This window comes from Pseudomonas sp. S5D5, from assembly GCF_003013355.1.
Classification (GTDB): Bacteria; Pseudomonadota; Gammaproteobacteria; order Pseudomonadales; family Pseudomonadaceae; genus Aquipseudomonas; species Aquipseudomonas aylmerensis.
In genome coordinates, this window is record NZ_PTEO01000001.1 from 3,527,787 (window position 1) to 3,542,040 (window position 14,254).

The 14,254-nt window shown below is 59.1% G+C and carries 13 protein-coding genes; 11 read left to right on the forward strand and 2 right to left on the reverse strand.

Annotated features, from left to right (window positions below; all coding sequences use genetic code 11):
• Window positions 1–58: 58 nt before the first annotated feature.
• Together C9990_RS16370 and C9990_RS16375 are read right to left on the reverse strand one after the other, a co-directional pair.
• Window positions 59–250, reverse strand: coding sequence for a hypothetical protein (locus tag C9990_RS16370; protein WP_106803948.1), 192 nt, complete (start codon window positions 248–250; stop codon window positions 59–61).
• A gap of 37 nt (window positions 251–287) precedes the next feature.
• Window positions 288–1,328 carry an AraC family transcriptional regulator gene (locus tag C9990_RS16375; protein WP_256344154.1) on the reverse strand — a complete coding sequence of 347 codons (1,041 nt, stop codon included), beginning with the start codon at window positions 1,326–1,328 and terminating at the stop codon, window positions 288–290.
• A 222-nt stretch (window positions 1,329–1,550) separates the two neighbouring features.
• On the opposite strand from C9990_RS16375, the gene C9990_RS16380 reads away from it, so the two are divergent.
• The 11 genes from C9990_RS16380 (at window position 1,551) to C9990_RS16430 (ending at window position 14,253) form a co-directional block, all read left to right on the forward strand.
• Window positions 1,551–2,324 (forward strand): enoyl-CoA hydratase, encoded by a 774-nt coding sequence (locus tag C9990_RS16380; RefSeq protein ID WP_106803950.1) that lies wholly within the window; start codon window positions 1,551–1,553, stop codon window positions 2,322–2,324.
• A 17-nt stretch (window positions 2,325–2,341) separates the two neighbouring features.
• Window positions 2,342–3,457: an enoyl-CoA hydratase/isomerase family protein gene (locus C9990_RS16385; RefSeq protein ID WP_106803951.1), complete on the forward strand. Its 1,116-nt coding sequence runs from the start codon at window positions 2,342–2,344 to the stop codon at window positions 3,455–3,457.
• Window positions 3,439–4,590: an acyl-CoA dehydrogenase family protein gene (locus C9990_RS16390; RefSeq protein WP_106803952.1), complete on the forward strand. Its 1,152-nt coding sequence runs from the start codon at window positions 3,439–3,441 to the stop codon at window positions 4,588–4,590. Before C9990_RS16385 ends, C9990_RS16390 begins: the two co-directional genes overlap by 19 nt.
• Before the next feature lie 40 nt (window positions 4,591–4,630).
• Entirely contained in the window at window positions 4,631–5,815 is a 1,185-nt protein-coding gene (gene bktB, locus C9990_RS16395; RefSeq protein ID WP_106803953.1) for a beta-ketothiolase BktB, read from the forward strand.
• A 127-nt stretch (window positions 5,816–5,942) separates the two neighbouring features.
• Window positions 5,943–6,752, forward strand: coding sequence for an AraC family transcriptional regulator (locus tag C9990_RS16400; protein ID WP_106803954.1), 810 nt, complete (start codon window positions 5,943–5,945; stop codon window positions 6,750–6,752).
• Window positions 6,753–7,016: 264 nt separating this feature from the next.
• The gene (locus C9990_RS16405; protein ID WP_101270074.1) at window positions 7,017–7,328 is read left to right on the forward strand and encodes a DUF485 domain-containing protein; all 312 of its coding nucleotides are present in this window, start codon (window positions 7,017–7,019) and stop codon (window positions 7,326–7,328) included.
• Entirely contained in the window at window positions 7,325–8,989 is a 1,665-nt protein-coding gene (gene actP / locus C9990_RS16410; protein WP_106803955.1) for a cation/acetate symporter ActP, read from the forward strand. The genes C9990_RS16405 and actP overlap by 4 nt, the downstream gene beginning before the upstream one ends.
• Window positions 8,990–9,058: 69 nt before the next feature.
• On the forward strand, window positions 9,059–9,667 hold the full coding sequence (locus C9990_RS16415; RefSeq protein WP_106803956.1) for a TetR/AcrR family transcriptional regulator: 609 nt from the start codon (window positions 9,059–9,061) through the stop codon (window positions 9,665–9,667).
• A gap of 151 nt (window positions 9,668–9,818) precedes the next feature.
• Window positions 9,819–11,657 carry an autotransporter domain-containing protein gene (locus tag C9990_RS16420; protein ID WP_106803957.1) on the forward strand — a complete coding sequence of 613 codons (1,839 nt, stop codon included), beginning with the start codon at window positions 9,819–9,821 and terminating at the stop codon, window positions 11,655–11,657.
• 79 nt (window positions 11,658–11,736) lie between these two features.
• Complete coding sequence (locus tag C9990_RS16425) at window positions 11,737–12,753, forward strand: AraC family transcriptional regulator (protein WP_101270066.1); 1,017 nt, start codon at window positions 11,737–11,739, stop codon at window positions 12,751–12,753.
• Window positions 12,754–12,906: 153 nt separating this feature from the next.
• On the forward strand, window positions 12,907–14,253 hold the full coding sequence (locus C9990_RS16430; RefSeq protein ID WP_106803958.1) for an MFS transporter: 1,347 nt from the start codon (window positions 12,907–12,909) through the stop codon (window positions 14,251–14,253).
• Window position 14,254 lies beyond the last annotated feature (1 nt).

A 14,254-nucleotide genomic window follows, 5' to 3' on the forward strand; every position in this document is an offset into this window, starting at 1 on the left:
GCATGGGGCGGCCGCGCGTATTACGTCTGTCTTTGGGGCTAAGCGGTAAGAGGGCTGGCTAGCCCGGCGAACGCCACATCGTGTAGAGCACCAGCGTGGAGAACGCACCAATCGCCAGCCCTGCCGCGAGTGAAATCTTGAGCCCCATGACGCCACCGAAGAAGCCCCCCATCAGGAGCGCCAGCAGCAGGTAAACACTGTCGCTGCGTTTGCGATGAGGGCGAATGATCAAACTCAGAAAGGGGGTCATAACCTTGCTCCGTAGCGATGACAGCCTGGATCAGCCGTCATGTGGAGCTGACTTTATCGGCTGGCGCCGCAATTGGATTGTACGTTTGTAGGTCCGCACCTGGGCGTCGATACGCGCCAGGTGTACTGCCGGTCCAGCCGCGAAAAGCACGGTGAAACACCGCCGTGGAATCAAACCCCAAGCCCAGGGCAATCTGCGTGATGGACAGGTCTGTGTGGATCAACTGCTGCACGGCGATGTCTCGGCGTAGTGCGTCCTTGACCATCTGGTAACTGGTGCCCTCCTCCTTGAGCCGGCGCGTCAACGTACGGGTGGACAGCAGCAGCGCGGTCGCCGCGCCCTGGATGGTGTCAGCCTGCTTGAGATGGGCCAGCAGGTATTGCCGCACCTGTTGCGCCACCAGGCGCTCCTTGAGCGTGGTGAACAGCCAGTATCGCGGGGCTTCGCGCAGGAACGGCAGCAACTCGGCCTTGCTGCGACGAAACTGCAGTGCACCCCACGCGGCGTCGAACGATAACGCCGTGCACGGCTGCTCGAAACGGATGGGGCCAGGGAACATATGCATGTATTCCGACGCATACACCGGCGTCGCGAAAGGAAACGCCACGCTGTGCAGCGGGATCTCCTGGCCGGCCAACCACGACGCTACGCCGTGCACAAGTTTCATCATCAGTTCGTGACCCCAGCGCTGGGCGTTGGCGCCTGGGTTACGTGCCTCCAGCGAGATAACAAGTTGGCCTTCGTGCTCGCTGTAGCTAAAACGATAGTCGTCCAGCAACAGGTTCCAGAACCGTGTGAAGCGGTACATCGCGTTGCCCAGCGAACGAGCATCAAGCAGGCTCGAACACAAATACTTGAGCGTGCCGCTGCGCATGCGCCTGGAAAACTGCCCCATCACTTCATCATCGGTGCCCAACGCAACCTGCTGGTACAAGCGCACAAACTGGTCGTAGGTGACCCGCGCGCCCGGCGCCTCCAGCAAGTGCCCGGCTATGCCTGCGGCGCCGATGAAAGCCCGGATATCGGCCTCGCTGCAGATGTTCAGAGCCCCTTGCAGCAGGCCTTGAACGAAGGTCATGGGTAAGGTGTTATCCACGGAATGGTCCACCTGCTGCACTCCTCTGCTGACGGCTGACATGGCGCGATATGCAAACTATTCGGCGGGTCGGGTTATTTCAAGGCACCGGGTACGCTGGCTAAGCTAGGCCAAAGTCCATATCCAACGCAACCTTACTCGAATGGCCACCTTAAGTAAGCCGCCACGGTCTGGCCGTTAATGCAAACCTACGGAGTCTGAACCATGCCTTTTGAAACCCTGCTGCTGGAAGTCCATGAGCGTGTGGGCCTGATCACGCTGAACCGCCCTAAATCACTCAATGCCATTAACACCCAAGTAATCACCGAGCTGAATCTGGCCCTGGATCAGTTGGAAAAAGACCCGAAAATCGGCTGCATGGTCATCACCGGCTCCCCCAAGGCCTTTGCCGCCGGTGCCGATATAAAGGAAATGGCCGAGTTCACCTACCCCCAGGTGTTTCTCGATGATTTCTTCTCGGCCGCTGACCGCATTGCCAGTCGCCGCAAGCCATTGATCGCCGCAGTGGCCGGCTATGCCCTGGGCGGTGGCTGCGAACTAGCCTTGATGTGTGACTTCATCTACGCGGCCGACAATGTACGCTTCGGCTTGCCGGAGATCACCCTGGGGGTGTTGCCGGGCGTGGGTGGTACACAGCGCCTGACCCGTGCGATTGGCAAAGCCAAGGCCATGGAAATGTGCCTGTCGGGGCGCCATATGGGCGCAGAAGAAGCCGAACGCGCCGGCGTGGTCGCGCGCGTTTTTCCGACTGAAACGCTGCTGGAGGAAACCCTCAAGGTCGCCAGCGCCATCGCCGAAAACTCCCTGCCAGCCACCATGTTGGTCAAGGAAAGTATCAACCGCGCCTTCGAGTCAAGCCTCAGTGAAGGCGTGCGTTTCGAGCGCCGGGTGTTCCATTCGTTGTTTGCCACTGCAGATCAGAAGGAAGGCATGGCCGCCTTCGTCGAAAAACGTGCGCCGCAGTTCAAACACTGCTGATAGGCCGAGGACTCAGCATGAGCAGCACAGAAATTGAACCCTCGATTCTGGCAACCGTACGTAATCGCATAGGCCACCTGACCCTAAACCGCCCGCAGAGCCTCAATGCGCTGACACTCACCATGGTGCGCCTGCTCCAGCAACACTTGCACGCGTGGGAGCAGGATCCGGACGTGGTGGCAGTGGTCTTGCGCGCGGCTGGCGAGAAGGCCTTTTGCGCCGGCGGCGATATCCGCATGTTGTACGAAAGCCAACAAGTAGCTGATGGCGTGCACCAGGTGTTCTTCGCCGAGGAATACGCGCTGGATGAGTACATTCATACCTATCCAAAGCCAGTGCTGGCGCTGATCGACGGCCTGGTACTAGGGGGTGGCATGGGACTGGTCCAAGGCGCGAGCCTGCGCGTGATCACCGAGCGCACCCGAATGGGCATGCCTGAAGTTGCGATCGGTTTTTTCCCCGATGTCGGCGGCAGTTATTTCTTGTCGCGCCTGCCGGGCGCTTTGGGCGACTACCTCGGCGTAACGGGTGTTCAGGTGCGCGCTGCCGACGCCCTGTATGCCGGGCTCGCAGACTGGTGCATCAGCAGCACGCAGATCGCGGAGCTGGATCACTGCCTGAACAACATGAGTTGGCCCCAGCAACCCGGACAAGCGTTGCGGTCGCTGATCGCCACACTGGGTGTCAATAAATTCCCTGGGTCGGAGCTTAAGGCAATGCAGCCCGCCATTGATCAGCACTTCTCGCACCCAGACGTGCAGTCGATTCACGCAGCACTCCAGGCAGAAACGACGCCGGAGTTTCAGGACTGGGCCGAAGAAACGGTCGATGTCCTAAATAGCCGGTCGCCTATGGCGATGGCCATCACCCTTGAGCTGCTGCGCCGTGGCCGCGAACTGTCTCTAAGCGATTGTTTTGCCCAGGAGCTGCAACTCAACCTTCGGTGGTTCGCGGCGGGAGACCTGATGGAAGGCGTTCGCGCACTGCTCATCGATAAGGACAAAACCCCTGTCTGGCGTCCAGCGACACTGGCCCAGCTTGAGCCTGCACAGGTGCAGGATTTTTTCTGCGACTTCGCCCCCGGCGCTGCTCGCCGCTACCCAGGAGCACTGGCATGCACGATCTCGAACTGAGCGACGAACAACGCATGATCCGCGACATGGCCCGCGATTTCGCTCGTGGCGAGATTGCCCCCCAGGCCGAAGCCATGGAGAAAGCCGGCTGGATCACAGATGACCTGGTAGCTCAAATGGGCGAATTGGGTCTGCTCGGGATGGTCGTGCCCGAGGAATGGGGCGGCACCTACATCGACTACGTGGCCTATGCCCTGGCCGTGGAAGAAATATCCGCAGGCGATGGTGCAGTGGGGGCACTGATGAGCATCCACAACTCGGTGGGCTGCGGCCCGGTCCTGAACTACGGCAGCCAGGTCCAAAAGGATCATTGGCTGGTGGATCTGGCCAGCGGCAAAACCATCGGCTGCTTTTGCCTGACCGAACCCCAGGCCGGCTCAGAGGCGCATAACCTGCGGACCCGCGCAGAACTGCATGAGGGGCACTGGGTGCTCAATGGCGCGAAGCAGTTTGTCAGTAACGGCAAGCGGGCCAAGCTGGCGATTGTGTTTGCGGTCACGGACCCTGCGCTGGGCAAGAAAGGCCTGTCGGCGTTTCTGGTACCCACTGACACCCCAGGTTTCAGCGTTGAGCGCAGTGAGAAAAAGATGGGCATTCGCGCCTCCGATACCTGCGCCGTCACCCTGAACGATTGCCGTATACCCGAAGCCAACCTGCTCGGCGCACGGGGCAAGGGCTTGTCGATTGCCCTGTCCAACCTGGAAGGCGGGCGCATCGGCATCGCCGCCCAAGCGCTGGGCATCGCCCGCGCGGCGTTTGAGGCGGCACTGGTGTATGCCCACGACCGCGTGCAGTTCGGCAAGCCGATCAACGAGCACCAGAGCATTGCCAACTTGCTGGCCGACATGCACACACAACTCAATGCCGCACGCTTGTTGATCCTGCACGCTGCACGCCTGAAAAGCGCGGGCCTTCCCTGCCTGTCCGAGGCCTCCCAGGCCAAGCTGTTTGCCTCGGAGATGGCAGAGCGCGTGTGCTCCAAAGCCCTCCAGATTCATGGCGGTTATGGCTACTTAGAGGATTACCCGGTGGAGCGCTATTACCGCGATGCCCGTATTACTCAGATCTACGAAGGTTCCAGCGAAATCCAGCGGTTGCTGATTGCCCGCGAGCTGGCGAACTACTCGATCTGACTACCCCTCGAACCTTTACTTCTCAAAACGGGAGCCTTCCATGGCCCACAAAGATGTGTTCTTCGTTGGCACGGCGCGTACCGCCATCGGCAGTTTTGGCGCCAGCCTGAAAGATGTGCCACTGGTTGACCTGGCCACCGTCGCCGTCAAAGGCGCCTTGATCCATGCCGGGATCGGTGGCGAGCCTATCGGCCACGTTGTCATGGGCAATGTGGTGCCCACCGAGCCCCGGGATGCTTACCTCTCCAGAGTAGCTGCGATGGGTGCCGAGATACCCCAGGAAACCCCGGCCTTTAACGTCAATCGCCTGTGTGGCTCCGGGCTGCAAGCCATCCTGAGTGCAGCGCAGGGCATTCTGCTGGGGGATTATTCAGTGGCCGTAGCCGGTGGCGCGGAGTCCATGAGCCGTGGCCCCTACTTGCTGCCCGGCCTGCGCTGGGGCAGCCGTCTGGGTGATAGCCAGGCCGTGGATTACATGAATGGCATCCTGCAAGACCCGTGGAAGCGCACGCACATGGGCGTGACCGCCGAAAATATCGCCAAGCGCTACGGCATTACCCGCGACATGCAGGACCGCCTGGCCCTGCAAAGCCAGGAGCGCGCTGCTCGCGCGGTAAGCGAAGGCCGATTCAAGGAGCAGATCGTCCCGGTTGAGGTGCAAGTCAAGCGCCAGACGGTGTTGTTCGACACCGATGAAAACGTGCGCGCCAATCTCGACCTCGCACAACTGGGCCGAATGCATGCGGCGTTCCAGAAAGGCGGAACGGTCACCGCCGGCAATGCCTCAAGCCTCAACGACGGCGCGGCTGCTGTGGTGCTGGCAAACGCCAGCGCGATCCAGCAACACAACCTGCAGCCCCTCGCGCGCCTAGTCGCGTATGCCCATGCCGGTGTCGATCCGGATTACATGGGTATAGGCCCGGTTCCGGCCACCCGCCTGGCCCTCAAGCGCGCCGGCTTGAGCATCCAGGACATCGATGTGATTGAGTCGAATGAAGCCTTTGCGGCCCAGGCCTGTGCCGTGGCACAGCAACTGGAGTTTGACCCGGACAAGGTCAATATCAATGGTTCGGGCATCTCCCTCGGGCACCCGGTGGGGGCGACCGGTGCAGTGATTGCGATCAAGGCGATCCATGAGCTGCAACGCAGTGGCGGGCGTTATGCCCTGGTCACCATGTGCATTGGCGGTGGTCAAGGAATTGCCGCCGTTCTCGAGCGGATGTAACCCGCCGGTCGGCTTTTGCCCCGCGAAAACCGTCAGGCCAGGTTAAACCCACAAACGTCCAAGCCAAACGGCGATGCATCTGCTTATGCTCTGCCAGACAACAGCGGTATCGCCTCGGTGCGCCAACATGCAAAACGACCAACCGAAACAAGACTGGGTGAGACACGCAGCGCCGACCTCAAAAGTAGAGCGTTTTGAAGCCTACTTCGGTTCGCACGCGTTTGATCCGCACCGACACGATACCTACGCAATCGGGCGGACCCTGTCGGGCGTACACCGCTTTCACTATCGAGGTGAATCCAAACTGTGCCTGCCCGGCGAAACCATGATCATTCACCCGGATGAATCCCATGATGGTTGCGCCGGCTCCGACGCGGGTTTCCACTATCGCGGCGTGTATGTGTCGCCTTCGCAGGTTCAAGACATCATCAAGGGCAGCGCCCTGCCCTTTTTCGGCGCCTGTATCACGCAGAATAAGCAATTGGCGGTGGCCGCCGACGCACTGCTCAACACACTGGATGCCGACCTGGACTCCATGGCCGAGGATGACGCGCTCTACACGTTTGTCATCACCCTCGCCAGCGTCGCCAACAGCGGCCTTGTCAGCGCTTCCCATCACTTTGCGGCTGCTGCCATCGCGCGCGAATACATCGACGACAACCTCGACCAGGCAATCACCCTCGATGACCTCGCTCATTGCGCCGGGCGCGACCGCTGGAGCCTGTCGAGTGACTTCCGCGAGTTTTTCGGCACCAGCCCCCATCGCTATCTGACGCTGCGTCGCCTCGATCGCGTAAAGGCTCTCGTCCAAGCCGGGCAAGGCTTGTCGGATGCGTCGATCGAAGCCGGCTTCTTCGACCAGAGTCATATGACCCGGCACTTCAAGAAGGCCTTCGGCCTTTCCCCCACGCGCTGGTGCAGCCCGCGAAGAACCTGAGGCCCAGACGCCGCAATGAACTGGCGGGTTATGCAAGTTAATCGGCGCATCGGGTTATTTAAATGCCTGTGAGGCACTGGATAAGCTAACGCCACCTACACCGGACATGACGTCCTCATCACACCTGCAAGGCTGATTCCGGCACGCACTCCACGCGTTATGGAAACGCGGCGGGGCGTAGTGCAGCACCCGCGGTGCGCAAGCACGGCAACCCCATAACAAAAAACTCCAGCCAATAACAATCAAGGTATCAAGGAGCTCAACATGTCATTGCACCCTGCCTATCAGGCGTTGCGCAGCAGCCCGCGTTATCGCGAACTGGTCCGGCGTCGCACTCGCCTGACCTTCACCCTCAGTGCCATTGTATTAGGGCTTTATTCGCTGTTTGTCGCGGCGGTGTCCTGGTTCCCCCATGTCCTGTTGCATGTGCCTGTGGGCGGTGGCATCACGGTGGGGATCTGGTCGGCACTCATCCTGATTGTCGGCTCCTGGCTCTTGACCGGGCTGTATGTGTTTCGCGCCAACCACGTGTTCGACAAGCTGAACCGGGCGCTGCTGTCGGAGGTGCAACCATGAAGGCCTCTCGCCTGTTATTCGCCACGGCGGTGCTTTGCCTGTGCAGCTTTGCGGTCCTGGCTCAAACCAGCCAAGCCGTTGCGCGCCAGCCCAACATGACTGCCATTGCGATTTTCCTGGCGTTCGTCGTGACCACCATCGGCATCACCTACTGGGCGGCTGGCCGCACACGCTCAGCGGCGGATTTCTATACCGCCGGCGGCGGCATCAGCGGGGTACAAAACGGTTTTGCGATTGCCGGCGACTACATGTCCGCCGCCGTGCTGCTGGGTGTTTCGAGCATGGTGTTTTCAACCGGTTTCGACGGCATGATTTACTCGGTCAGCGCGATTCTTGGCTGGCCCTTGATTATGTTTCTGATGGCCGAGCGTCTGCGCAACCTGGGGCGCTACACCCTGGCCGACATCATCGCCTATCGCCTCGACCCGGTGACCACTCGCTTGTTTTCGGCGTTCAGCTCGTTCGTCATCGTATGTTTCTACCTGATTGTGCAGATGGTCGGCGCCGGGCAATTGATCAACTTGCTATTCGGCCTCGACTATGAAGTTGCAGTGGTCTGCGTCGGTGTGCTGATGGTGGTGTACGTCACTTTCGGCGGCATGGTGGCGACCACCTGGGTGCAGATCATCAAGGCCGTGCTGTTGCTCAGTGGCGGCATCCTGCTGACCGGGCTGGCATTCCAGCACTTTGGTTTCAGCATGGAGCGCATGATTGACAGCGCCGTCGCGACACATCAGAGCGGACAGCTGATTCTCGGGCCGTTGAAGATCGCCACGGACCCGGTGTCGATGATTTCCCTGTCCCTGGGGCTGGTGTTCGGCATCGCCGGTTTGCCGCATATCATGATGCGTTTTTTCACCGTTCCGGACGCCAAGGCGGCGCGCAAATCGGTGTTGGTAGCCTATGGCTTGATCGGTCTGTTTTTTATCCTGGTGTGCATCCTCGGCACCGCTGCCATCAGCATCGTCGGCACCGACCCCAGCTACTTCGACCAAGGCGTGATCGGCGGGCCACTGGTGGGCGGCGTAAACATGGCAATCATGCATCTGGCGCAAGCCTTGGGCGGTGATTTGATGTTCGGCTTCCTCGCCGCCGTCGCCTTCGCGACGATCCTGGCCGTGGTGTCGGGCCTGGCGCTTGCCGGCGCGTCCGCCATCTCCCATGACCTCTACGCCAACGTGTTGTGCAAGGGCAAAGCCGACAGTGGCAAGGAAATGCGCGTCAGCCGTTGGGCCACCGTGATCCTGGGTGTGCTGGCAGTTGCGTTGGGGATTCTGTTCAAGGGGCAGAACGTGGCGTTCCTGGTGGCGCTGGCCTTTGGTATTGCGGCCTCGTCAAACTTTCCCATTCTGCTGCTGGCCATGTACTGGAAAGGCCTGACCAGCCGTGGCGCACTGTGGGGCGGGCTGAGCGGTTTGGTCAGTTCCCTGGCGCTGGTGCTGCTGTCGCCGGGGGTATGGGTCAAGGTACTGCATCACCCCGAGGCCTTGTTCCCGTACGACTACCCCGCCCTGTTCTCGATGCCGTTGGCCTTCGCCGTCGCGTGGGGCGTTTCCTGCCTGGATCGCAGCCCGAGCACAACTACCGAGCGGGATGCCTACGAGCAGCAAAGCGTGCGCGCCGAAACCGGCTGGGGGGCGGAGAAAGCCGCACAACACTGAAAACTCTTTCCGGGAGCGTGGCGCCATCGCGTCACGCTCCTTTTTTTTGCGTTATCGGGAGGCCCGACGATGCCTGTTTCTGAACGACGCTCGCATTTCACCCAGTACCGTCCTCAGGTGCTGGAACTGCTGGCCAGCAAAGGTTTCAGTCAGGTCGGCATGCGTGAACTTGCCTCCTCCCTGGGCCTGTCACCGGGTGCGCTTTATCACCATTACCCCAGTAAGCAGGAGCTGTTGTTCGACCTGATTGAAGAGCTGTATGAGGAGTTGCTTGCCGGCGTCGCCAGCGTGAGGCGCGCAGCGGTAAAAAAGCCGGAAAAACTCAACCTGTTGATCCAGGTACACCTGCGCCTGCATGCAGAAATGCCGTGGCACTTGCGCCTGGCGGAGCGGGACATTGGGTGCTTGACCGAAGAACAACAGCAGCGCTTGTACAGGCTGCGTGAAGACTACGAAGGCGGTCTTCATATGACCTTGGGCGCACCTGCCCAGATCGTTGATCCTCAAGCAGTACCGATTGCCAAAATGATCGCCAACTTGCTGCAGTGCGCGCCCGCCTGGCTGACGGGTTTAGCGCTGGATCAGCACCAACAGCATGAATTCCTGCAAGATTTCCTCACCACGGCAATAAACAAGTTGCTAACACATAAACGTACAACTCTCAGTCGTTTAGTTTAGAAAACACATAAGTGATTTTTTGAGTTCTGACATTTGTATCACGCCTTGCCCTGCGCATAATCCTCGCTGACATAAACATGTGACTGCATAACCAACACACTTTTCCGCATTGTCGGAAACGCTGCCAAAACAATAAAAACAGGTAGAGACAGTGAACATCACAGACACGCGAGTCCGCAGTATCCTGATCGCCGGCGTATTGTCGCTATCGTCTTACTCCGCCCAGGGCAATTCTTTCTATTCCTTTGGCGACAGCCTCACCGACAACGGCATTTCTGTGCGTGAATTTGGCGCAGCCATCGGCAACGCGCCTGGTCGCTACCCGGGCGCGGATGGGAAATTCACCAATGGCAGCACATGGGCCGAGGTCCTACCGGGCCTGTCCGGGCTGGCCTTCAGCGATACCAACGGTTATGCAATCGGCGGCGCAAAGAGCGGATATACCGGTTTTGACGACGCCTTGGTGGGGGCGCCCACCGGTTTTCTGACCCAAATAGAAAAGTTCAGCAGTGACGTGGTCAGTGGAAAAAAATCCTTGAGCAAAAATGACCTGATTGGCATCTGGATTGGCACCAACGATATTTTCGATGATGCGTCCCTCGCCGCATTGGATACCTACGTCAGCAATATAGAAACCGGCATCCGAACACTTCAGGCACTGGGCGCACATAACTTTGTGCTGATCGGTTCTGATGACGTCTCGTTATTGACAGACCCTTCGCTCGCGGCAGACCCGGCCCTTGAAGCGCTTTCAATTAGTGCCAAGACCTTCAACCAGCAATTGCTGGCGCTTAATATTTCCAACGTTAACATCTACTATTTCGATGTACTGAATTTACTAAAAAACACGGTAAGTGACCCCGCGAAATATGGTTTCACTCATATCACCAGCCTGGATAACTGCGAGGCCAACCAATGCGACACACTGTCCCTTGCGCAACAGAACACCTATTTAATGAAGGACAGCATTCATTACACCGATCGCTTTGAAAGGCTGATTGCGAGTTATATCGCCAATATCATCAATGCTCGAAACACCCTCAGCGTGCAATCGACCATGGTCGGTTCAGCAGGCAACCACTTTCTTCAGCCGCTGATCAGTCGATATGACCTGCGGGGTATCGATATTGAGGCGCGTAATCAGGCTTCACCCTGGACAGTTTTTATCAACGGTGGCGTCGCTAATGGGGCCGACCATTCGCAGATGCCCGGGCCTGGGCTCGACCCTGGAAAAGACACCTTCAAGAACAACGCCATCAGTATCGGAGTCGACTACCGACTCTCAAGTGAATGGACGCTCGGCGCGGCTCTTAACTACTCAGATATTGAATCGAGGCAAGCAAGCAAAGGTGGCAGCAACACCGCATTGCAGATGGGCCAAGCCGCGGTCATGGCGAGCTTTGCCGCACAAGGGACATTTATCAACATGGGGTTGGCCTATGGCGCCGGCCAGTTCGATATCTCACGGGCAGGCGTGTTCGACAACTTGGCTGCCTCACCCGATGCCAATGTGCTGAGTGCCGCAGTACGTGCCGGACAATGGTTTCGCTTTGAGTCCGTTGAGTTGGCCCCGGTGGTCGGCTTGGATTACTGGCGTAGCAGGATCAGTGGCTACACTGAGCAAGGCGATTCGCTGCTGCGCATGGGCGTGCGCGGCCAGCAATACGAACAGCTGAACGCCAGCCTTGGGGGGCAGATCGGCAAGCGCGTCAACAGCCACGGGGTATCCGTTGAGTCACTGCTGCGCCTTACCGCAGAGCAGGCCCTTACCGACAGTGATCGAACCCTTGAAAGCTATCAGCGCAACGCGCCTAATTTCAACATCAAAACACCTGTCAACGGGGCGAACGAAAGACCGCTCGGGCGGCTGAGCGCGCAAGTCGATATCCATCTGCCATCAGGATGGGGCTTGAACTTGAATGCGATGGGTACCTTCGGCAACCAGCAGGATGATCGCTCGATAATGGCTGGCTTTAGCTACGATCTCTGACGCAGGCAATGGACTTTCCGACTGGCGATCGGTGTGCATTAGCCCTACATTAGGGCCGATTACAGCCCGAGGAGCCTTCATGACACCCCCACAGGACAAAGGCACCACCTCCATTGCCCTGGTGCATGAAGCGTTGCATAGCGCCCGACACAGGTGTCTTGACCTGTCCGTGGCCCTGGCCAACGCAGAGATAGACCCCCTGTTGCTCGACGCGCCAAAAGCCCGGGTGTCGGCGACCGCCTTCGCCCGTCTGTGGGTGGAGTTGGCCGACCTGCTGGACGACGAATTCTTCGGCATCGACAGTCATCCCATGCGCCGCGGCAGCTTCAAGCTGATGTGCCAGGCGCTGCTCGACTGCACCACTCTAGGCCATGCTTTGCACAGAATGCTGGCGTTTCTGAGGCTGGTCCTGGATGACGTGCATGGCGAACTCGTGGTCAAGGACGAGAAGGCGTTTATCGTTTTGCATGACAAGGGCGTACTACGCCGCCTATTTGCCTACGGCACCTGGTTTATCCTCGTACATGGGCTTTCCTGCTGGCTGGTCAACCAGCGTATTCCCGTGCACAAATTGAGCTTTCGCGCGCCCAAGCCCGCGGATCAAAGCGATTACCGCATGCGTTTCTGCGAAGACATCGACTACGACGCCTCTACAACCTGGATCAGCTTCGACAAAAAATGCCTGGATATGAAAATCAGCCAGTCGGGCGCCACCTTGGGCCCGTTTCTCAAGGAAACGCCTGCCAGCCTGCTGGTCAGATACCGCAACGACGACAGTCTCAGCGCACAGATACGACGTTACCTCCGGGGTTTGGCCCCGGAGTGCTGGCCCGAACGCGATGACCTCGCCGGGGTGCTGCATATGTCCAACTCCACATTGCAGCGCCGCTTACAAGCCGAAGGCACGCATTACCAAAACCTCAAGGACGACCTGCGCCGCGACATGGCGATTGACCTGCTCTCCCGTGGCGAAATGACGGTCACACAGGTCGCGACCGCCACCGGTTTCCAGGAAACCAGCGCTTTTCACCGCGCGTTCAAGAAGTGGACCGGTGTGAGCCCCGGGGCGTATCGACGCGGTCAGCTCGACGAATAGCCCCCCTTTCACATTCCCCCCCTTTATCACCCCTTGAATGCCCAAACAGCTCACGCACATTGATGCGCCCAGGCATGGGCGACACGCGGACGCCTTCCTAGAATGTGGCGAAGTGGACTTCACCAACAACAATAAAATTGAAGGAGACACGCCATGCCACCAGTGAACGTCTATACGCTCGCAGGCGAATCAACATTCAACGGGTTCCACCGGCTTATTCTGTTCTGGTGTGTGCTGATCCTGATAATCGATGGGTATGACCTCGCCGTGGTCGGTGCCGCATTGCCCGCCATCATGCAGGACATGGGCATTGACGCAACCAGTGCAGGGGTCATGGCCGGTTCGGCGCTGCTGGGTACGATGCTCGGCGCAATCTTCCTGGGCACCTTGGCAGACCGCATCGGCCGACCGAAGATGATCGCCATCTGCGTCGCGCTGTTTAGCCTGTTTACCGCTGCAGCGGGGCTGACCAGCGACCCCTTCAGCTTCAGTGTTTCGCGCTTCATTGCCGGCCTCGGCATTGGCGGCGTACTACCGATTGTCACCGCACAGATGGGCGAGTTTTCGCCGGCCAGGCTGCGCACGCGCCTTGTCACCCTGGTGTTTGCCGGATACTCAGTGGGCGGCATTCTGGTTGCACTCACCGGTAAGCACCTGATCGAGAGCCATGGCTGGCAGTCGGTGTTCTTTGTGGCAGGGCTGCCGGTACTGCTGATTCCGCTGATTTTGAAGATGATGCCGGAGTCCATGGCGTACCTGCTCAAACAAGGCCGCCAGGCTGAGCTGCGCGGTATTGTGCTGCGAATCAACCCCACGCTTGAGCTGAGCGATGAGACGCTGCTGGCCGGTCATCCGGCAGAGGCCAAGGCCGCCCTCGATAGCCCGATCAAAGGCCTGTTCAGCGAAGGGCGCGGTTTCAGTACCCTGATGATATGGGCGGCGTTCATGACCGGACTCTTCATGGTCTACGCGCTCAACTCCTGGCTGACCAAATTGATGGCGATGTCCGGCCACAGTCTTGGCTCGGCATTGAACTTCGTCATTGTGTTCAACGTTGGGGCGATTGTGGGTGCGATCGGCGGCGGTTGGCTGAGCGACAAGCTCAATATCAAGCATGTGCTGATTGCGTTTTATGTCGTCGGTGCACTGGCGCTCACTGCGATGGCCTTTACTCGCTCCACCGAATTGCTGTTTGTGGTGGTGTTCATTGTCGGCGCCTCGACGCTGGGTACGCAGTTGATTGCCTACGCCTATGCCGGGGATTTCTACCCAACTCCAATCCGTTCAACAGGCGTAGGGTTCGCATCGGGGGTTGGCCGAGTCGGCGCAATCATCGCCCCGGTGCTGATCGGCTGGCTGGTGTCACTGGCCCTGCCCCTTGAGCAAAATTTCATGGTGATCGCGTTGGCGGGTCTGCTTGGCGCGCTGGCGGTTACCTTTGTCAATCAGTCACGGGCCGACTCACAAAGGGTCAGCAAGTTAACGGCACTCACGCGCTGAA